This is a genomic window from Kitasatospora sp. NPDC004289 (assembly GCF_053602875.1).
Genome location: NZ_JBSGEL010000007.1, coordinates 176,078 through 195,435 on the forward strand (window position 1 = coordinate 176,078; position 19,358 = coordinate 195,435).

Below are 19,358 nucleotides of genomic sequence, written 5' to 3' on the forward strand. Positions count from 1 at the left end.
AGCAATCACTGGCGCGGTTCTAATGGAGCGGAGACGCCCGCCCCCAGCGCTCCCACCCCACAGGAGGCCGACGCATGGCAGCCAGCCCCAAGCGCACTTCGCAGGTCCCCGCCCCGGCACCGGAGCCCGCGGCGGCCACCGCGGAGCGGGTCCCGCACGTCCGGGTCGCCGTGGTCGGCTCGGGCTTCGGCGGCCTCGGCGCCGGCGTCCGGCTGCGCCGGGCCGGGATCACCGACTTCGTGATCCTGGAGCGGGCCTCCGCGGTCGGCGGCACCTGGCGGGACAACAGCTACCCCGGCTGCGCCTGCGACGTGCCCTCGCACCTCTACTCCTTCTCCTTCGCGCCCAACCCCGAGTGGCCGCGCAGCTTCTCCTTCCAGCCGGACATCCGCGCCTACCTGGAGCGCGTCGCCGACACCTTCGGCCTCCGCCCGCACCTGCGCTTCGACGCCGAGGTGCTGGAGCTGCGCTGGGAGCAGGAGCGGAACCGCTGGCGGGTCACCACCGCGGCCGGCACCTGGACCGCCGACGCCGTGGTCTCCGCGGCCGGCCCGCTGGCCGACCCGCAGATCCCCGACCTGCCGGGCCTGAAGGACTTCACCGGCAAGGTCTTCCACTCCTCCCGCTGGGACCACGACTTCGACCTGACCGGCAAGCGCGTCGCCATCGTCGGCACCGGCGCCTCGGCCGCCCAGATCATCCCGGCCATCCAGCCGAAGGTCGGCAAGCTGACGGTCTTCCAGCGCACCCCCGCCTGGGTCCTGCCGCGCAACGACCGCGAGATCTCCTCCGCCGAGAAGTGGCTGCACGCGGCCCTGCCGCCCACCGGCAAGCTGCGCCGGGGCCTGCTCTTCGCACTCCGCGAGCTCCAGGTGGACGCCTTCGTCCGCCGCCCCGGCCTGCTCAAGCTGGTCCAGCAGCTGGCCGTGCGCAACATCCACCAGGGCATCCAGGACCCCGGGCTGCGGGCCAAGCTGACCCCGGACTACCGGATCGGCTGCAAGCGCATCCTGCTCAGCAACACCTACTACCCGGCGCTCGCCGCCGCCAACACCGAGGTGGTCGCCAGCGGCCTGCGCGAACTGCGCGGCTCCACCCTGGTGGCCGCCGACGGCAGCGAGCACGAGGTGGACGCGGTGGTCTTCGGCACCGGCTTCCACGTCACCGACATGCCCATCGCCCAGCGGGTGTTCGGCGTGGACGGGGTCAGCCTGGCCGAGGAGTGGAAGGACGGCATGGAGGCGCTGCGCGGCTCCACCGTGCGCGGCTTCCCCAACCTGTTCTTCGTCATCGGGCCCAACACCGGCCTCGGCAACAGCTCGATGATCCTCATGATCGAGTCCCAACTGAACTACCTGATCGACGCGTTGACCACGCTGGACCGGATCGGCGGCGGCGCCCTGCAGCCCACCGCCCGGGCCCAGCGCCAGTGGAACCTCGAACTCCAGCACAAGATGGACCGCACCGTCTGGTCCACCGGCGGCTGCCTCAGCTGGTACCTGGACGGCAGCGGCAAGAACACCGTGCTCTGGCCCGGTTCCACCAGCTCCTTCCGCCGTGCCACCCGCCGGATCGACCTCGCCGAGTACGAGGTGGTCCGCCGCCCGGCGATGACCGTTTCCGTGACGGACCCTCAGGAGGCCCTCGCATGACCGCACTTCCGCCCGACTGCGTGATGCCCGTCCCCGCGGAGGAGTACCGGATCCGCTCGGAGGACGGCCACTGGATCCACGCCGCCGCCTTCGGCCCCGAGGACGCCCCGCTGGTCGTGCTGGCCCACGGCTGGACCTGCTCCACCCTCTTCTGGGCCCCGGTCATCCGCCGGCTCGCCGCCGACCACCGGGTGGTCGCCTACGACCAGCGCGGCCACGGCCGCAGCGACGTCCCGCCCACCGCCGCCGGGTACTCCACCACGAAGCTCGCCGACGACCTGGAGGCGGTGCTGCTGCGGGTGGTCCCGGACGGGCACCAGGCCGTGGTCGCCGGCCACAGCATGGGCGGCATGACCATCATGGCCGCCGCCGACCGCGGTGAGGTGGCCGCCCGCACCGCCGCCAACCTGCTCTGCTCCACCGGGCCGGGCGACCTGCTGGCCGAGCTGAACGTGGTGCCCGCCGCCGTGCCGCGGCCCCTCCGCTCCTTCCTGGGACGGCAGTTGCTGCAGTCCCGGATGCCGCTCGGCCGCTCCAGCGCCGTCAGCCGGGCCGCCCTGAAGTACGCCACCATGGGCCCCGACACCACCGCCGACCGGGTCGCCGCGACGGCGGAGGTGGTGCACGCCTGCCCGACCGGCGTCCGGTACCGCTGGTCCCGGGTGCTCGGCACCCTCGACCTCTACGCCCAGGTCGCCAAGCTCGCCGCCCCCACCGCGGTGCTGGTCGGCACCCACGACCGGCTCACCCCGCCGGTCCACTCCCACCGGCTGCTCTCCGCCCTGCCGGCCCCCGCCGGGCTGGTCGAACTGCCGCGGATCGGCCACATGGCCCCGGTCGAACGGCCCGCCGAGGTCGCCGACGAGATCCGCCGCCTGGCCGCCGCGCACCTGCCCGCCGCCGACCTGCCCGCCGCCGGCCTGCCCGCCGCCCGTCCCTCGCGCTCCAGGAAGGCCGCCTCATGAGCCCCCAGCTGAACGGTCAGGTCGTCGTCGTCACCGGGGCCGCCCGCGGCGTCGGCGCCCTGACGGCCCGCAAGCTCGCCGAACGCGGCGCCCGCCCCGCCCTGGTCGGCCTGGAGCCCGCCGAGCTCAAGGCCGCCGCTTCTCTCTGCGGTCCGTCCGCCACCTGGCACGAGGCCGACGTCACCGACCTCGCCGGGCTGCAGACGGTGGCCGGCGAGATCCTCGCCCAGCACGGCCGGATCGACGCCGTGATGGCCAACGCCGGCATCGCCATCGGCGGCCCGCTGGTCGACTCCGACCCGCGCACCTTCGACCGCGTCATCGAGGTCAACCTCCTCGGCAGCGTCGCCACCGCCCGGGCCTTCCTCCCCGCCCTCACCGAGAGCCGCGGCTACCTGCTCCAGATCGCCTCGCTGGCCGCCATGACCCCCGCCCCGCTGATGGCGGCCTACTGCGCCTCCAAGGCGGGTGTCGAGGCCTTCGCCCACTCGCTCCGCGCGGAGGTCGCCCACCAGGGCGTCAAGGTGGGTGTGGGGTACCTGAGTTGGACCGACACCGACATGGTCCGTGGCGCCGACCAGGACGACGTCCTGCGCCAGATGCGCGCCCGCCTCCCCTGGCCGGCCAACAAGACCTACCCCCTGCCCCCGGCGGTGGACCGCATCGTCGACGGCATCGCCCGCCGCTCCGCCCACGTCTACGCCCAGCCCTGGCTGCGCGCCATGCAGCCCCTCCGCTGGACCCTCCCCACCCTCATCGCCGCCGTCGGCTCCCGCGACGTCGCCAAGCTCGCCCCCCAGCTCAAGGCCACCGCGGCCACCCGCCTCCGCCCCGTCGGCGCCGGCGGCGAAGCCGACACCACGCGCCCGGCCCACTGACCCATCGTCACACCGAGGGGTGGCCCTCCCGTACGCTGCGGGAGGGCCACCCCTTGGGCGTCCCCCTGCTGTCCGGCCAACCCTCACGGGCTACCCGTCCGCGTCGAGCCACCTGCCGTACTCGAGCGCGTCGTCCCGGACCGACCCGGCAACCGGAAGCCTCTTCCACCACCAGCCCTGGTCCTCGACCACGTCGCCGGCGTTGCGCGCGACGAGCATCCGCGGATCGTCCTCCGTGAACGAGCGGTAGCGCTCGTCCGCCCCCCTGACGGCCAGCGCCAGCGCCTCGCGCAACTCCTCCGGAGCGGCCCCGATCTCCCGCTCCACCCGGTCCCGGACGTACAGCGCCCCCGCCATGTCGTACGCGTTCCACCGCCCCGACCGCCCGGAACCCTCCACGGCCCCCTCGGTCTCCGCGGCCAGACGGGCGACGTCCTGCGCCCAGAACTCCAACAGCTCCCGGAGCCGGACCGTCCGGTCGGGTGAGAGCCGCACCGCGGTCCTGCCCAGGAACTCTTCCAAGCGCTGCGCCTCGTGGTCGATCCACACCCTGAGGTCCGAGCCAGCACGTTTCCGTTCGGTCTCGGCGGACCTGATGTCCGTCGCTGTCATGACCGACTGAAGGTGGTAGACGGTCTCCGGCTCTTCGCTGTACTCCCACGCCGTGAAAGCGCCGAGCACCCCGTCGATCTCATCGGCCGGTACCGGCCTGCCGGTCTCGAAGGCGGGCCAGTCGGATCCGACCCACAGCGCGATGTATCCCTTCCGGACCCAGGTGGAGACGAGGGGCCTCAGCTGATCGATGTAGGGGGCCCACGAGGATTCGTCGTCACGGCCGGACCAGTCTGCGGCGAGTGCCCAGAGGAACGAAAGCTCATTGGCGTTCACGAGCAGGCAGTCTTCGATTTCCGTCAGTTCTCGCATCGCGTTCCTCGCGCGCCAAGGGCCGGATTTCCTCGGAGGGATCCTGAAGGTTCCGCCGGTGGATGTGGTGGGTGCCTCAGCGCGCACGGCGGATGAAGTCCGGGACGCCTTCGGTGGCCGCCGGGTCGTGGATCGACCTGATGGCGGCGCCGTCCGGGGCGCGGAGGCGGGAGAGCGAGATGCCGTGCAGGCAGGCGTCGCACCAGAGGAGCCCGTAGCCGATCCGAGTGCCGGGGTCGACGACGTACCTGACGGCGAGTCGGTCCCGGGAGCAGTCCGGGCACGGCAGCGAGCCCGGGTCGCCCCGCAGGTCGGCCACCCGTCCCAGGGTTCGGACCCATGTGTCGTGGTTGGCCATCGGGTTCGGCTCCTGTCGTTGCCGTGCCTGTTCTTCCTTCATCGCCCCGGCCCGGCGCACCATCTCGTCGGCGAGGTGGTGCCAGGTCGGACCCCAGCAGCGGAGGTCGGCGCCGGCGGTGTGCAGCAGGTCGGCGTCGTGAGGGCGTTGGAGCACGGCGAGGCGGAAGGCGAGGTTGCGGGCCCAGACCGGCAGCCGTCCCCAGTCCTCGGCCAGGACCTCCTCCAGGACGGCGACGATCTCGTCGGCGTCGGTGAAGGTGACGATCTCGATGAAGTCGGTCACCGGCTCTTCGAAGTGGACACCGGGTTCGCGCTCGCCGATGAACCAGCGGCAGATCTGCCGGAAGTCGGAGGGCATGGGACCTCCTGGTCAGAGGGCGCGGGCGAGGGTGAGGGTGCCGGCGATGACGGCGGTGGTGGCGGTGCGTTCGTGGTCGCGGAAGGCTTGGGAGGGGTCGGGGCTGACGGGGGTGGTGTCGCGGGGAGTGAGGCCGTTGGGGTGTTGGGCGGCGCAGAGGCGTTCCCAGGGGTCGAGGCCGCAGACCGGGGTGCCGGTGCAGGCGTCGGCGGCGAGGAGCATGGTGACCAGGTCCCACTGGGCGGTCTCCAGCCAGACGTCGACCCAGACCGGGAGCCAGGTGTGGAGGTAGCTGCGGAGGGGCTCGGGCATCCGGTCCGGTTCGGCGCCCCAGTCGGTGAGGTGGAAGGCGGTCTGGGCGAGGTGGTGGCCGGTGGACCAGTCGATGGTCCAGGGTTCGGGGGTGGCGCCGAGCCAGGTGGCGGCGGCCAGGGCGGCCCAGTCCGTGCGCTGGTGGGGGAGGCCGGTGATGCGGCGGGCGTTGGCCACGGCGAGGCGGTGGTGGGGGAGGAGTTCGACGGCGTCGGCGGCCCGCAGGGTGGTGAGGGTGCGCAGCAGCTCGTCCAACTCCCGGTGCCGGTACCCGACTCGGGCGAAGTGCGCGTAGGCCTCCAGCGGGTCGGTCGCCCGGGGGAAGCGCAACTGCCGTTCGTAGAGCAGGTTCCCGCCCTGGAGCTGGTGCCAGCAGAACTCGAGGGTCTCGCCCGCCGCCGCCTGGTCGCGGCGCCCGGCGACGCCGTCCCGCAGGACGAGCGAGGCGGCCAGGGCGGATTCGCCGAGCGGGGTGTAGGCGGTGTCGGGGGCGGACGGGTCGACGGTCGCGTCGGGCGGGAAGGCGCCGTGGCCGAGTTGGTGGGCCCGGTGCAGCCAGTGCAGGGCGCGGGAGGAGAGCTGCTGGGCGGCGTGCAGGAGGCGGTCCGTCATCGGACGCCCCTGGTGGCCAACAGGCGTTCGGTCAGGGTGAGTTGGAGGGCGGTGCGGCTGCTTCCGTCGCCGGTGAGGCGGAGTTCGGCGAGCAGCGGGGGCAGTCGGAGGGCGGGCGGCAGCGGGCCGGGGCCGGGGAGGTGGGTGAGCCAGGCGCACCAGCGGAGCAGGCGCAGGGCGGTGCGGTGGTCGCCGCGGAGCGCGGCGCGGACGGTGCCTCGGGCCAGCGCGAGGGGTTCGCGGCGGACGGAGCGGTGGACGGGGCCGTCCAGGCCGGGCAGTGCGAGCGGTGCCAGCAGGGCGAGTTGGGCCGACCAGCGCTGCCAGGAGTCGGCGGGGTCGGGGGTGCGGTCGGGCTGGGGGACGGGGCGGGCGGCGAGCAGGCCGGAGGTGTGGTCGAGCCAGGCGGTGGTGAGGGGGTCGCTGGAGGGCGGGAAGACGGTGAGGGCGGCGGCGAGGGCGGTGGCGGTGCGGCGGTCGGGGGCGGTGCGGGTGAGGAGTTGGGGGGCGAAGAGGTCCGGGCCGAGCAGGCGGAGCGCGGCGAGCTCGGCCGGGTCGGTGGGGTGGGGCGGGGTGACGGGGCGCTCGGCGCCGTCCAGGGCGTCCAGGACGCGGTCGGCGAGGCGCTCGGCGGCGGCGGTGTACTGGTCCCGCAGGACGGCGTTCGGCACGGGGCGACTCCTCGAACGTGGTGATGCCAGGGGCGCGGGGAACTGCGCGCGGGGGAACGGCAGTACGTGCAACTGGCTGACGTGCCCCGATCTCGCGCTGGTCCGCCTTCCGCTTCGCGCAGTTCCTCGCGCCCCCGGGGTGACCATGTACGTTCCCTGCGCCGCAGGTGGACCGACCGGCGCGAAGAGAAGAGTGTCCCCCTGGGCCCGGTGGGACGGCGGGCGCCAGGGGGACGGGGTCAGCCGCGTTCCTCGGGGGGTCTGACCGGGCGCCGTTCCGGGGTGGTCCTCGGGGTGAGGAGGAGGGCGCCGGCGGCCTCGGGACGGTGGGCCGGTGCGGCACTGAGCGTCGTCTCGCCCTCGGCCAGCAGGGCGGCCAGCGCGGCACGTGCGGCCGGGCCGGCGTCCGGTCTTATCCCGGTGCGGATCTGAGTGGGCATCAGATGTCTCCTGTTGTTCGGGTGCGGCGTCGACGTTGGCGCCGCACCCGACAACGCTATGAGCACGAATCGACCGGAATGCCCGGGGCGCGCCGGACGTGCCGTCAGATCGGCGGCGACGCGCCGGTGCACGGGTGATTACCGCCGGGTACGGTCGGTCCATGACGACTGTTCTCATCACCGGCGCGACCGCCGGCATCGGCGCTGCCTTCGCCACCCGTCTGGCCAAGGACGGGCGTGACCTGGTGCTGGTCGCCCGTGACGTGCGGCGGCTGGCCGACGCCGCCGCCGAGCTGACCAAGACGTACGGGGTCGAGGTCGAGGTGCTCCCGGCCGACCTGGCCACCGACGAGGGCATCACCGCCGTCGAGGACCGGCTGCGGGCCACCGTGAAGCCGGTGGACATCCTGATCAACAACGCCGGCTTCGGGAATCGCGGGGCGTACCTGACGGTGCCGCTGGAGCAGGAGCTCGACATGCTCAAGGTGCACGTCGAGGCGATCCTGCGGACCACCTCGGCCGCGATCCCGGGCATGCGCGAGCGCGGGTTCGGCGCCGTGGTGAACGTGGCCTCGGTGGCGGCCTTCCTGCCGCGCGGCACGTACGGGGCGACCAAGGCGTGGGTGGTCTCGTTCACCCAGGGCATCGCCCGGGACCTGGGCGGCACGGGCGTGCGGATGATGGCGCTGGCGCCGGGCTTCACCCGGACCGAGTTCCACCAGCGGGCCGGGATGGGCACCAAGAACGTGCCGGGCTGGGGCTGGCTCTCGGCGGAGCGGGTGGTGGACGAGGCGCTGGCCGACCTGGCGCGCGGGCGCTCGCTCTCGGTGCCGGGCAAGCGGTACAAGGCCGTGGTGGCGATCGCCCGGCTGCTGCCGAGCGGCGGCCTGGGCGGCCTGTCCTCCAAGGCGGCCCGGACGTACCGCACGGACTGAGCGCCCGGGACCTGACGGCAGATCAGGATCGCAACTCATTATTAGCGCGCCTAACTATGAGCTATGCTCGGTACGCGGGCGGGACACCCCCTGCCCGCGTACCCGGCTCATGGAGGACGCCCGTGCGGCCCGACTCGGTCGACTGGACACCGCCCGCCAGGGAGAAGGACGAACCGCGCCCACCGGCGCAGTGGCGCCGGATCCTGGCCCTGTTCCGCCCCTACCGGTGGCGGCTGCTGCTGGTCGGGCTGCTGGTGGCGGCGTCCGCCGTGGTCTCGGTGGTGACGCCGTTCCTGCTCCGCGCGGTGCTGGACACCGCCATTCCGCAGGGCCGCACCGGGCTGCTCACCCTGCTGGCGCTCGGCATGGTCGCAACCGCCGTGGTCAGTTCGGTCTTCGGGGTGCTGCAGACGCTGATCTCCACCACCGTCGGCCAGCACGTCATGCACGACCTGCGCACGGCCGTCTACCGGCACCTCCAGCGGATGTCGCTGGCCTTCTACACCCGCACCCGCACCGGTGAGGTGCAGTCCCGGATCGCCAACGACATCGGCGGCATGCAGTCCACCGTCACCTCCACCGCCACCTCCCTGGTCTCCAACCTGACCGGTGTGGTGGCCAGCGTGGTCGCCATGGTCGCGCTGGACTGGCGGCTCACCGTGGTCTCGCTGCTGCTGCTCCCGGTCTTCGTCTGGATCAGCCGCCGGGTCGGCAACGAGCGCAAGAGGATGACCACCCAGCGGCAGAAGCAGCTGGCCGCGATGAGCTCGGCCGTCCAGGAGTCGCTGTCCGTCAGCGGCATCCTGCTCGGCCGCACCATGGGCCGCTCCGGCTCGCTCTCCGACGACTTCGACCGGCAGTCCGCCGACCTGGCCGACCTGGAGGTGCGCACCTCGATGGCCGGACGGTGGCGGATGGCCACCATCGGGATCGTGATGGCCGCCATGCCGGCCGTCATCTACTGGGCCGCCGGGATGGCGGTCGCGGGCGGCGCCCCGTTCGTCTCGATCGGCACCCTGGTGGCCTTCGTCTCGCTCCAGCAGGGGCTGCTGCGGCCGACCGTCAGCCTGCTCTCCACCGGCGTGCAGGTGCAGACCTCGCTGGCGCTGTTCCAGCGGATCTTCGAGTACCTGGACCTGCCGGTGGAGATCGCCGAGCCGGCCGAGCCGGTCCGCCCGGCGGCGGTCCGCGGCGACGTGGTCTTCGAGGGCGTGGAGTTCCGCTACCACCCCGAGCAGGAGCGGCCCACGCTGACCGGCATCGACCTCAAGGTCCCGGCCGGCGGCTCACTGGCCGTGGTCGGCGAGACCGGCTCCGGCAAGACCACGCTCAGCTACCTGGTGCCCCGGCTCTACGACGTGACGGGGGGTCGGGTGACGCTGGACGGCACCGACGTGCGGGAGCTGGCCTTCGACACCCTGGCCGGGGCGGTCGGCGTGGTCTCCCAGGAGACCTACCTGTTCCACGCCTCGGTGGCGGACAACCTGCGCTTCGCCAAGCCGGGGGCCACCGACGAGGAGCTGGAGGAGGCCGCCCGGGCCGCCCAGATCCACGAGCTGATCGCCGCCCTGCCGCAGGGCTACGACACCGTGGTCGGCGAGCGCGGCTACCGCTTCTCCGGCGGCGAGAAGCAGCGGCTGGCGATCGCCCGCACCGTCCTGCGCAACCCGCCGGTGCTGATCCTGGACGAGGCCACCAGCGCGCTGGACAACCAGACCGAACGAGCGGTCCAGCAGGCGGTGGACGCCCTCTCCGAGGGCCGTACCACCATCACCATCGCGCACCGGCTCTCCACCGTCCGCCGGGCGGACCAGATCGCGGTGCTGGACGGCGGACGGGTGGCCGAGCTGGGCACCCACGAGGAGCTGCTCGCGCTGGACGGGCGGTACGCGGCGCTGCTGCGCCGCGAGCTGCCGGCCGGGGCCGCGGGGGAGACGGAGCGTCAGGCCGCCATCGGGCGCTCGTTGTAGACCTCGGCCAGCTCCTGGCCGGAGAGCTCGTGGATCGCCGCCATCACCCGGTCGGTGACCTCGCGGCGGGCCCGGGCCGAGCGGGCCTGGCCGTGCAGCTCGTCGAAGTGCAGCGGCTCGCCGAAGCGGACGGTGACCTTCTTCAGGCGCGGAACGCGCTTTCCGACCGGCAGGATCTCCTGCGGGCCCTCCAGCGCCACCGGCACCACCGGCACCCCGGCGGTCAGCGCCAGCCAGGCCACCCCGGTCTTGCCGCGGTAGAGCCGGCCGTCCAGCGAGCGGGTGCCCTCGGGGTAGATGCCGAAGGCCTTGCCGTCGTTCAGGATCTCCAGCGCCGACTCCAGCGAGGCCTGGGCCGAGCGGTAGGTGCCGCGCTCGACCGGCACCGCGTTGATCGCGGTGAAGAAGGCCTTCGAGAGCGCGCCCTTGAGGCCGGTGCCGGTGAAGTACTCGGCCTTGGCCAGGAAGAACACCTGGCGCGGCGCGGTCAGCGGGATCACCACGCTGTCGACGAAGGACAGGTGGTTGCTGGCCAGGATCACTCCACCACCGCGCGGCACGTTCTCCAGCCCCTCGATGACGGGGCGGTAGACCGCCTTCGCCAGGGGCTTGAGCACGAGCTTGGTGATGAGGTTGATCATCTGGTCTCCCTGGCCGGCCGGTGGTCGCACTAAGTTCCCGCCCGGTAACTTCGGACGAGGCCAGTCCGCAGGTTACGTCATCGACCCGGCCGTCCGTCCACTGCTCCGCTCCGTGGACGGTGCGATCCACGTCACGCCGGGCGGTGCGGAATGTCCGTGTTGGGGTGCTCTTCTGACGGATCGTCGCCCTCGCCCTGCGCAGCGGAGTACATCCGCAGGGTGTCGGCCGCCGCCCGGGCCAGCAGCCGGCGGGCCTCCGGCGGCGTCAGCACCTCCACGTCGGTGCCGAACGGCAGCAGCGTCCGGGCCTCCTCGAGCGCCCCGAAACCGAACTCCGCCAGCACGTGTGACGGACCGTCCGCCACCGGCGGGCCGAGCAGCGAGGAGGCGTGGATCCGCAGCAGCAGGTCCAGCCGCCGCCGGTGCACCCGGGCCCGCACCCGTACGTCGTCCCGCTGCCGCTCCACCCTCGCCCGCAACCCGCCCCACACCTCGGCCAGCCCCGCCCCGTCCCGCCGCCGCACCGGCACCCCGGTGCTCCGGGCCCGCAGCACCCGGTCGGCGCGGAACAGCCGCGGCTCCCCGTCCAGGTCCGCCACCAGGTACCAGACGCCCGCCTTGCTCACCAGGCCGTACGGATCCACGGTGTACGCGCTCGGCCCCGTCGCCCTGCCGTGGCGGTAGTCGAGCTCCAGGCGGCTGTCCTCGAAGACCGCCCGCTGGAGCTCGCCCAGGTCGGCCGGGCCGGGCGCGGCCGGACCCTTGGCCCAGCGCGCCGGGTCGACCAGGATCCGCTCGCTGATCCGCTCCGCCTCCGGCCGGTGCGGCGCGGGGAGCGCCGCCATCACCTTGCGCAGTGCCGGACCGATCGCCCCGCCCAGACCCAGCGCGTCGTGCGTGCCGTCCGTCGCCAGCACGAACAGGGCCCGCGCCTCGTCCGCGGTCAGGCCCGTGACGTCGGTGCGGTAGCCCGGCAGGAGGCGGATCCCCCCGTTGCGCCCGCGCTCGGCGAAGACCGGCACCCCGGCGGCGGAGAGCGCCTCCACGTCCCGGTACACCGTGCGGACGGAGACCTCCAGGCGCTCGGCCAGCTCGGAGGCCGGCACCAGCCCGCGGGTCTGGAGCAGCAACATGATCGACAGCAGGCGGTCGGCTCGCACGGGGATCAGCGTAAAACCTGACAGTGGATGGCAGGTAATGGCGGCAGAGTGCGCTCCGTCAGCCCGAGGAACCACTGGAACCCGAGAGGTCCGATCACCATGGACACCAACGCCTTCGACCCCCGTCCCGACTACCTGCGCGCCCTGGAGCAGCTGGAGAAGCTGCTGCTCCTGGTCACCCCCGAGCAGCTGGAGCGGCCGACCCCGTGCGACGGGTTCGACCTGCGCGCGCTGCTGGGCCACACCGTGGGCGGCGTCCACCGGATCGCCTACGTGGGGGAGGGCGGGTTGAGCCTGGACGTCGCCGCCTCGGTGGGCGAGGTCGGTGACGGGGAGTGGGCACAGGCGCTCGGACGGGCGCGGGAGCGGGCGGCGGCCGCCTGGGCCGAGGACGCCAAGCTCGACCGCCCGTCCTCCGTGCCGTGGGGCACCATGCCGGGCCGCTTCGCGCTGGGCGGTTACGTGATGGAGGCCGTCACCCACACCTGGGACATCGCCCAGGTGGTCGACCCCGCCGCCGAGTTCGACGAGGAGCTCGCCCTCGGAGCCCTCGCCGTCGCCCGCCAGGTCCTCCCGGCGGACGGCCGCGACGCCACCGTCCCCTTCGGGCCCGTCCGCCCCGCACCGGCCGACGCCGGCCCGACGGCCCAGCTCGCCGCCTGGCTCGGGCGCGACGTCCGGTAACGGGCAGGTGATTGCGCCCCACAGGGGCGCGAGGAACTGCGCGCTGGGGAACGGCAGCACGTGCAACTGGCTCGACTGCCCCGATCTAGCACTGGGCCGCCTTCCGTACTCGCGCAGTTCCTCGCGCCCCCGGGATGACCACTTTCCTCGTGCCGCGCGGGGTGACCACTTTCCTCGTGCCGCCCGGGGTGATCACTTTCCTCGTGCCGCGCGGGGTGATCACTTTCCTCGTGCCGGCCTACCGCTTGATCGCCTTGCGGAGCCTGCCCGGGAGGGTGCCGCCGCGGCGGAGTTCGTTGTAGGCGATCCGGGAGTTGCGGGCGGCGAGGCGGTACTGGATGCCGCGGATGCCGCCGGGGAAGCGGTAGCCGGCCGGGCGGTGGCGGGCGAAGTGGGCGGCGATCCGGGCGAAGAAGTCGGGCCGGAGCTCGGTGGGGACCAGCCCGGGGGTGTCGTAGACGGTGAGGGCCTGACGGACCGTCCGGTCGAAGACCAGCTGCCGCATCGCGGGCCCGGGGTCGTTGCCCGGCCGGTCCAGCGTCGCGAAGATCGCGTCGTACTGGGCGAAGGCGTCGGCGTGCTTGGGGGAGGCCGTCGCGGTGATCGCGCCGGGGCGACCGCGCCGGTAGTTGTAGCAGGAGCGGTCGAGGTAGCGCAGCCGCCCGGTGAGCAGTGCCGGGTAGGTGACGGAGATGTCCTCGTAGAACCCGCGCCCGAACTCCACGCCCAGCCCGAGCAGGAACTCCCACCGGAAGACCTTGTTCCAGACCGACATCACGCTCTGGAAGAGCGCGGGGTGGTCCGCCGCCCGGCAGCCCGCCTCCAGCGGGGAGCCGCGCAGTACGTGGCCCCAGGGATTGGGCTCGGTCGCGCCGTCGGGGTAGACGTGGACGAAGTCGGTGAGCAGGACGTCCACGGGGTGCTCGGCGGCGGCCTCCTTGCGCAGCTCCGCGAGCAATGCGTCCAGCGTGCCCTCGGGCACCCAGTCGTCGCTGTCCACGAACCAGACGTAGGTCCCGGTGACCTCGGCCATGCCGGCGATCCGGGCGCCGCCCAGGCCCTGGTTCTCCGTCAGGTGCAGCACCTTGAAGCGGGAGTCGCGGGCGGCGTGCGCGTCCAGCAGGGCGCCGCAGCCGTCGGGGGAGAGGTCGTCCACCGCGATGACCTCGACCTCGCCGTCCTGCGGGCCGTCGAGCGACTCCAGGCACTGGGGGAGGAAGCGCTCCACGCCGTGGACGGGCAGCACGATGCTGAGGAGGGGGCTCACGCTGGTTTCACTCCGTGGGGATGCCGGGCCGAGGGGCGGCTGACCGGGTCTGGCGCCACTGTACTGGTCCCCGGGAAGGGCCCCGAAAAGGCGACCGCCGGTGCACGCGCCGTGCGAGCGCGGGCACCGGCAGTCCGGTGTTGGCGGTCCGGCCGACCCTCAACGGCCGACCGCCGGTCCCGTCCACCAGGAGCGAGCCGGGCCGCCGCAGCGTCGAGACGGCCGGACAGTGGCTCACCTGGTGTCGGAAGTTCAGTTGTTCAGCTCACGTTCAGCTGTCGAATTCATTCGACCGGAGCTGGCCCGCCTTTCGGCGTCGGTAGAGATATTGCTTGTAGGTTTCGGCCGCGTCAATCCCCTGAATGTGTTCACTTCTTGAATCTTGCGTGACTCGTTGTCGTGAGCCTGCCGGGCTCTTATATTGACGACAAGTCTCACAAGGGAGGGTGCGATGGTCAGCCCGGTCCTCAAGGCGCTGATGGTGGCGCCGCTCGCGCTCGGCGCGGGGTACCTCTTCGTGCTGCTCACCCTCTTCCCGGGCTCCACCGGCACCCTGTTCGCCTGGCAGATGTCCCCGGTCTCCGCCGCCCTGCTCGGCGCCGGGTACGGCGGCAGCTGCGCCATGTACGTGCTGGCGCTGCGGGCCCGCCGCTGGGTGGACATCCGGGTGGCGGTGACCGCCGGGGCGCTCTTCATGCCGCTGGCCGGCCTGGCCACCCTGCTCGGCCGGGGTTCGCTCCAGCTCACCGGCGGGCCGCTGCTCGGGGTGCTGGCCGCCTGGGGCTGGGCCGCCGTGCACGCCGGCGCCCCGCTGCTCGGCCTGATCGCGCTGGCCGCCCAGTGGCTGGCCCGGGAGGAGCGTCCGCCCCGTCCGCCCCGGCTGCCCTGGTGGGTGGCCGGGCCGGTCACCGGCCACGGCCTGGGGCTCACCGTCATCGGACTGCTGCTGTACGCGGTGCCGGGTCTGGCGGTCCGTCACTGGCCTTGGGCGGCGGGCCAGTTGGAGGTCCGGATGCTCGGTGCCTGGTGCCTGGTCTTCGGGGCCGCACTGCTGCTCACCTGGGTGGAGGCCGAGTTGCGCCGGGTGCGCAACGGGATGGCCGCCCTGCTGGTCACCGGGACGTTCGGCCTGGTCGGCCTGATCCGCGAGGCGGGGCAGGTGAGTTGGGGCCAGACCGGCGCCTGGGCCGTGGTGCTGGTGCTCTGCGCCTTCCTGGGCCTCGGCCTCTCCGGACTGGGGGTCGGATGGATGCTCGATCCGGCCCTGCCGCAAACCCCTCCTGCTCCGGTTGATGCGCACTCGTGATCGATCGCGACCGGATCTGGTGCGGCGTCAGTTCGCCGCGCACGATACGGTGGCAGATACACCAGGACGGTTGCGCGGACTCCGGCACTCGCGGATAGTCTTCGCCTCACGGCCCTGGCGCCTCGTAGGGGTGGGAAACTGATGGAACACATGCAAGTGCGGCCCCGACCCCGGGTGCCGGCGATCCAGTGCGGTGTCGGCTCGACCGGCCGCCGCCTCGACCGCCATCTCTCGGTGCTCGGCGCTCCGGCGATCTCTGCGGTGGACACCGCCGAGGCGCTCGGCCTGATAAGGGAGCTGACGCCCCGTGGCGTCACGCCTCCGGCGGCCGTGTCGCGACGGAGCACGCGGGTGTTGCTGCTCGCGCCGCTGCGGCGGCTCAAGCGGAGCCTGTTCGGCAGCAGGGGCTGACCGCCCCCGCCCCGGACGACCCGGCAGACCTGACGGTCCGCCGGGTCGCTTGCATGCGCCGATCCTGCCGGAAGCACGGGGGAACGGCAGTACGGGCAACCGGCCCGCCCGCCCCGACCCGGCCCTGGGTCGCCCTCCGCATCCGCGCCCGCGCGGCGGAGCCGCAGATCACGCAGACCCGCGCCCCCGGTGGTGCTGGCTGAGGGCGCTGCCCGGTGGCGCAGCCGGGTGGTGCGGCCGCGCGGTGCGAGGATGGGCGGCATGTCCGACAGCTTCTCCACCATGACCTTCGAGATCACCACCGGCACCGGCGAGGTCGCCCTCGACATCACCGACCGCTGCTCGGCCTTCCTGGAGTCGGTCGCCCCCGGGCGGGACGGCCTGCTGAACGTCTTCGTGCCGCACGCCACCGCCGGCATCGCGGTGATCGAGACCGGGGCCGGCAGCGACGACGACCTGCTGGCCCTGCTGCGCGACCTGGTGCCCGCCGACGACCGTTGGCGCCACCGCCACGGCAGCCCCGGTCACGGCCGCGACCACGTGCTGCCCGGGCTGGTCGCCCCGCACGCCACCCTGCCGGTGGTGGGCGGACAACTCGCCCTCGGGATCTGGCAGTCCGTGGTCCTGGTCGACACCAACGGCGACAACCCCCGGCGGACCGTCCGGCTCTCCTTCCTGGGCTGAGGGCCCTCCCCGGCTCCGGAGGTGACGGAGTGCGGACCGATCGGAGCGCGCGCCGCCGCCGTATCGTGGGCGGCATGAGCGAGCAAGACGAGAGCCTCCGGGAAGCCGTCGCCCAGTGCGAGGTGCCGCCGCGGGTGGACGCCCTGGCGGCGCTGACCCCGGCCACCGGGGACGGGCCGCGCGCGGACTGCGTCCAGTGCGGCGAACCGACCGAGTACCCGGCCGACCACCCGGGCCTGACGCTCTGTCCGGTCTGCGCCTGGCAGGAGGCCCAGCGGGTGGCCTGCTCGGGCTGACGGGGGCCGGAGCCCTCAGACCCGGGCGCCGTCAGCCGAGGGCGGCGCGGAGGCGTTCGAGCTCGTCGGCGCGGCGGTGGTCCTTGGGGCGGCCGATGGCGCGCCGCATCCGGATCAGGTCGTCCAGCGCCGCGTAGCGGACGGTCAGGCCGTCCGCCGGGTCGGTGGCGGTCAGGGCGCGGGTGAGGCAGCCGGTGGTGTCCAGGCCGCCCCAGGGGAGCGCCGGGGTGCAGAGGTCGCCGGTGACGCCGGTGACGCGGTAGGCGGCCTGAGGGCGGTTCAGATCGGGCAGCTCGGTGCAGTCGGCGGCGGACACCGCCTCGCGCAGGGCGCGCGCCTCCTCCGGCGAACCGTCCCAGAGCAGGTCCAGATCGCCGGTCGGCTCGGTCGAGCCGTGCAGGATCCCGGCCACCTGGCCGACCACCACCGCGCGCGAACCCGCCGCGTGCAGGGCACGGAGGAAGGGGAACGGGTCGAAGCCCAGCGCCCCGTCGGTGGCGAAGGTGCCGTCGGTCTCGTCGGCGGCCTCGGCCGCCCGGCCGGTGGGGATCCGGTCGCGGGTCAGCTCGGCGGTGCGGCGGACGGTCTCGTGCAGCCGCGCGAGAGGTGAGAGGGCAGTGGGGGGAGTGGTCATCCCGCCATCCCACCACCGCGGCGTCGGTGCGGGGGCCGGTTCACCGCGGCCGGGCGGAGGTCAGCGGGTGAGGCGGGCGGCCACCGGGAGGTGGTCGCTGCCGGTCGCGGGCAGGGTGGAGGTGGAGAGCGCGCGCAGGCCGCGGCTCAGCACCTGGTCGATCCGGGCCAGGGGTGCGGAGGTCGGCCAGCTGAAGTCGAATCCGGAGCGGGCCGGGGTGAGCCGGGAGGTCAGCGGCCGCAGGCCCCGGTCGTCGAGGGTGCCGTTGAGGTCGCCCATCAGGACCACCTCGTGGATCGGCTCCGCGCGCAGGGCGGCGGCGAGGATGCGGGCGCTCTCGTCGCGGCGGGCGCTGCCGAGGCCGGCGAAGCCGAAGCGGATCGAGGGAAGGTGCGCCACGTAGACGGCGAGCGCGCCGTCCGGCGTGCGGGCGGTGGCGCGCAGGCCGCGCTGCCAGCGCGGATCGGTGAGGCCCGCCGGGTGGAGGTCCAGCGCGCGGGCCTCGGTCAACGGGAAGCGGGACCACAGGCCGACGCTGCCGAAGACCGCGTGGTGGGGGAAGTCCGCCGCCAGCACCGCCTGGTAGGCGGGCAGGGCGGCCGGGGTCAGCTCCTCCAGGGCGATCAGGTCGGGCCGGGCCCCGGCCAGCGCCCGTGCGGTGCCGGCGGGGTCGCGATTCTGGTCGCTGACGTTGTGCTGCACCACCGTCAGGGTGCCGCCCGCCTGCGGGCGGTGCGGGATCAGCAGGGGACCGAAGGCCAGCGCCCAGGCGGTGGCCGGTATCAGCACGGCGAGTGCCGCGCCCCGGGACCGCCGGACCAGGGCGCAGAGCAGCAGGGCGGGCACGGCCAGGCCGAGCCACGGCAGGAAGGTCTCCAGCAGACTGCCGAGGCGGCCGATCCGGTTGGGCACCAGGCGGTGACCGAGGATCAGGAGGGCGACCAGCACCGCGGCCGAGACGGTCAGCCCGCCGCGCATGCGCCACGGCCACTGCCACCGCCACGTCGTCCGCACCGCCACCGTCCGCTCCTCCCACGCCCACCGTGGGCAACGCGGAGGGGGACGCGTACGGAGTGATCTTCGGTTCCGTGGGGTGTGGCGACAGGAGTGGGGATGGAGGCGTGGGTGGGGGTGGGCACGGCCGAGGGGGACGCGTACGGAGTGATCTTCGGTTCCGTGCGGGTCGAGGAGGAGTGGCCGCGGGGGTGGGGGCGTGGGCAGAGCCGTCAGGGGCGCTCGCGGGTGGTGAGGCGCAGGGTGGAGCCGTGGCGGCCCTTGTGGACCAGGAGCTGGGCCGGGATGCGGGAGCGCAGGTCGGCCACGTGGCTGACGATGCCGACGGCGCGGTCGCGTTCGCGCAGCCCGTCCAGCACGTCGAGCACCTCCTCCAGGGTCTGCTCGTCCAGGCTGCCGAAGCCCTCGTCGATGAAGAGCGTGTCCAGCGGCATGCCGCCCGACTCGTCGGTGACCACGTCGGCCAGGCCGAGGGCCAGGGCCAGCGAGGCGAAGAAGCTCTCGCCGCCGGAGAGGGTGGAGGTGTCCCGGTCCTGGCCGGTCCAGGCGTCGACGACCCGGAGGGAGAGGCCGGAGCGGCGGTTGCCGGAGGCGCGGCCGTCGCTGTGGACCAGGGTGTAGCGGCCGCCGGACATCCGCAGCAGCCGTCCGCTGGCGGCGGCCGCGACCTGCTCCAGCCGGGCCGCCAGCACGTACGACTCCAGGCGCATCCGGAGCACGTTCTCGGTCGAGGTGCCGGAGGCCAGTTCGGCCAGCCGCTTGATCTGCTCGTACCGGGTCAGGGTGGGGCCGAGGGCCTCGACCAGCGCGGTCAGTCGACGCCCGAGCCCGGCCAGGGCGGTGACCCGGTCGCCGGCGGCGCTGTCGGCGGCGGAGGCGGCCCGGAGCCGGGTGAGGGTCTGCTGCTCCTCCTGCCGGGCGGCGGCCGGATCGGCCGGAGGGAGGGCTGCGGCGGCCACCAACTCCGGCTGGGCCAGCCGGTGTTCGATCAGTTCGCGGTCGGCGCGGGCCCGTTCGACCCGGGCGCGCAGCGCCTCCCGCTCGGAGGTGGGCAGCAGCGCGGCCCGGGCCTCGGCGGGGGAGGCGAACCCGGCCGAGGCGCTGACCTCGCCCAACTCGGCCCCGGCGTCCGCGAGTCGGTCCGCCGCCTCGGCCCGGGCGCGGGTGGCTGCCAGGGTGGCGGC

21 protein-coding genes are annotated in these 19,358 nt (G+C 73.8%); 10 read left to right on the plus strand and 11 right to left on the minus strand.

Annotation, left to right across the window (positions count from 1 at the left end; genetic code table 11):
- Positions 1-74: 74 nt before the first annotated feature.
- Genes ACWEPF_RS07175 through ACWEPF_RS07185 form a run of 3 tightly spaced genes read left to right on the plus strand, consistent with a single transcriptional unit; the run spans position 75 to position 3,495 of the window.
- Entirely contained in the window at positions 75-1,652 is a 1,578-nt protein-coding gene (locus tag ACWEPF_RS07175; RefSeq protein ID WP_452171767.1) for a flavin-containing monooxygenase, read from the plus strand.
- Complete coding sequence (locus ACWEPF_RS07180) at positions 1,649-2,617, plus strand: alpha/beta fold hydrolase (protein WP_452171768.1); 969 nt, start codon at positions 1,649-1,651, stop codon at positions 2,615-2,617. Before ACWEPF_RS07175 ends, ACWEPF_RS07180 begins: the two co-directional genes overlap by 4 nt.
- Positions 2,614-3,495 (plus strand): SDR family oxidoreductase, encoded by an 882-nt coding sequence (locus ACWEPF_RS07185; RefSeq protein ID WP_452171769.1) that lies wholly within the window; start codon positions 2,614-2,616, stop codon positions 3,493-3,495. Before ACWEPF_RS07180 ends, ACWEPF_RS07185 begins: the two co-directional genes overlap by 4 nt.
- A 90-nt stretch (positions 3,496-3,585) precedes the next feature.
- Here the strand turns inward: ACWEPF_RS07185 and ACWEPF_RS07190 are convergent, their stop codons facing one another.
- From ACWEPF_RS07190 to ACWEPF_RS07210, 5 genes are all read right to left on the minus strand, one after another.
- Complete coding sequence (locus ACWEPF_RS07190) at positions 3,586-4,419, minus strand: hypothetical protein (RefSeq protein ID WP_452171770.1); 834 nt, start codon at positions 4,417-4,419, stop codon at positions 3,586-3,588.
- Positions 4,420-4,495: 76 nt separating this feature from the next.
- On the minus strand, positions 4,496-5,137 hold the full coding sequence (locus ACWEPF_RS07195; protein ID WP_452171771.1) for a hypothetical protein: 642 nt from the start codon (positions 5,135-5,137) through the stop codon (positions 4,496-4,498).
- Positions 5,138-5,149: 12 nt separating this feature from the next.
- Positions 5,150-6,061, minus strand: coding sequence for a DUF6895 family protein (locus tag ACWEPF_RS07200; protein ID WP_452171772.1), 912 nt, complete (start codon positions 6,059-6,061; stop codon positions 5,150-5,152).
- Complete coding sequence (locus tag ACWEPF_RS07205) at positions 6,058-6,732, minus strand: hypothetical protein (RefSeq protein ID WP_452171773.1); 675 nt, start codon at positions 6,730-6,732, stop codon at positions 6,058-6,060. Before ACWEPF_RS07205 ends, ACWEPF_RS07200 begins: the two co-directional genes overlap by 4 nt.
- Positions 6,733-6,971: 239 nt before the next feature.
- Positions 6,972-7,172, minus strand: a complete 201-nt coding sequence (locus ACWEPF_RS07210; protein WP_345283373.1) for a hypothetical protein — start codon at positions 7,170-7,172, stop codon at positions 6,972-6,974.
- Between the two features lie 161 nt (positions 7,173-7,333).
- Here ACWEPF_RS07210 and ACWEPF_RS07215 point away from each other — a divergent pair, with 161 nt between their 5' ends.
- Positions 7,334-8,107: an SDR family NAD(P)-dependent oxidoreductase gene (locus ACWEPF_RS07215; RefSeq protein ID WP_345283371.1), complete on the plus strand. Its 774-nt coding sequence runs from the start codon at positions 7,334-7,336 to the stop codon at positions 8,105-8,107.
- Positions 8,108-8,229: 122 nt separating this feature from the next.
- Positions 8,230-10,077 carry an ABC transporter ATP-binding protein gene (locus ACWEPF_RS07220; RefSeq protein WP_452171774.1) on the plus strand — a complete coding sequence of 616 codons (1,848 nt, stop codon included), beginning with the start codon at positions 8,230-8,232 and terminating at the stop codon, positions 10,075-10,077.
- Here ACWEPF_RS07220 and ACWEPF_RS07225 read toward each other — a convergent pair.
- Complete coding sequence (locus tag ACWEPF_RS07225; protein ID WP_345283368.1) at positions 10,050-10,718, minus strand: lysophospholipid acyltransferase family protein; 669 nt, start codon at positions 10,716-10,718, stop codon at positions 10,050-10,052. The two genes, ACWEPF_RS07220 and ACWEPF_RS07225, sit on opposite strands and share 28 nt — an antisense overlap.
- Positions 10,719-10,849: 131 nt before the next feature.
- Positions 10,850-11,878, minus strand: coding sequence for a helix-turn-helix transcriptional regulator (locus ACWEPF_RS07230; protein ID WP_345283366.1), 1,029 nt, complete (start codon positions 11,876-11,878; stop codon positions 10,850-10,852).
- A gap of 99 nt (positions 11,879-11,977) precedes the next feature.
- Here ACWEPF_RS07230 and ACWEPF_RS07235 point away from each other — a divergent pair, with 99 nt between their 5' ends.
- Positions 11,978-12,562 (plus strand): TIGR03086 family metal-binding protein, encoded by a 585-nt coding sequence (locus tag ACWEPF_RS07235; RefSeq protein WP_452171775.1) that lies wholly within the window; start codon positions 11,978-11,980, stop codon positions 12,560-12,562.
- A gap of 238 nt (positions 12,563-12,800) precedes the next feature.
- Here the strand turns inward: ACWEPF_RS07235 and ACWEPF_RS07240 are convergent, their stop codons facing one another.
- A complete protein-coding gene (locus ACWEPF_RS07240; RefSeq protein WP_380150523.1) occupies positions 12,801-13,829 on the minus strand; it encodes a glycosyltransferase family 2 protein in 1,029 nt (342 codons plus the stop codon).
- Between the two features lie 451 nt (positions 13,830-14,280).
- Between ACWEPF_RS07240 and ACWEPF_RS07245 the strand changes: the two genes are divergently transcribed.
- The 4 genes from ACWEPF_RS07245 to ACWEPF_RS07260 all read left to right on the plus strand — a co-directional run bounded on the left by ACWEPF_RS07245 (position 14,281) and on the right by ACWEPF_RS07260 (position 16,526).
- A complete protein-coding gene (locus ACWEPF_RS07245; RefSeq protein WP_452171776.1) occupies positions 14,281-15,135 on the plus strand; it encodes a hypothetical protein in 855 nt (284 codons plus the stop codon).
- A gap of 141 nt (positions 15,136-15,276) precedes the next feature.
- Positions 15,277-15,546, plus strand: a complete 270-nt coding sequence (locus tag ACWEPF_RS07250; RefSeq protein WP_380150520.1) for a hypothetical protein — start codon at positions 15,277-15,279, stop codon at positions 15,544-15,546.
- Positions 15,547-15,807: 261 nt separating this feature from the next.
- Positions 15,808-16,230: a YjbQ family protein gene (locus ACWEPF_RS07255; protein ID WP_380150519.1), complete on the plus strand. Its 423-nt coding sequence runs from the start codon at positions 15,808-15,810 to the stop codon at positions 16,228-16,230.
- A gap of 74 nt (positions 16,231-16,304) precedes the next feature.
- Positions 16,305-16,526 carry a hypothetical protein gene (locus ACWEPF_RS07260; RefSeq protein ID WP_452171777.1) on the plus strand — a complete coding sequence of 74 codons (222 nt, stop codon included), beginning with the start codon at positions 16,305-16,307 and terminating at the stop codon, positions 16,524-16,526.
- A 31-nt stretch (positions 16,527-16,557) separates the two neighbouring features.
- Here the strand turns inward: ACWEPF_RS07260 and ACWEPF_RS07265 are convergent, their stop codons facing one another.
- The 3 genes from ACWEPF_RS07265 to ACWEPF_RS07275 form a co-directional block, all read right to left on the minus strand.
- The gene (locus ACWEPF_RS07265) at positions 16,558-17,160 is read right to left on the minus strand and encodes a hypothetical protein (protein WP_452171778.1); all 603 of its coding nucleotides are present in this window, start codon (positions 17,158-17,160) and stop codon (positions 16,558-16,560) included.
- 60 nt (positions 17,161-17,220) lie between these two features.
- Complete coding sequence (locus ACWEPF_RS07270) at positions 17,221-18,138, minus strand: endonuclease/exonuclease/phosphatase family protein (protein WP_452171783.1); 918 nt, start codon at positions 18,136-18,138, stop codon at positions 17,221-17,223.
- A 248-nt stretch (positions 18,139-18,386) separates the two neighbouring features.
- Positions 18,387-19,358, minus strand: a 972-nt coding sequence (locus ACWEPF_RS07275) for an SbcC/MukB-like Walker B domain-containing protein (RefSeq protein ID WP_452171779.1), incomplete at its 5' end; no start/stop codon positions are given.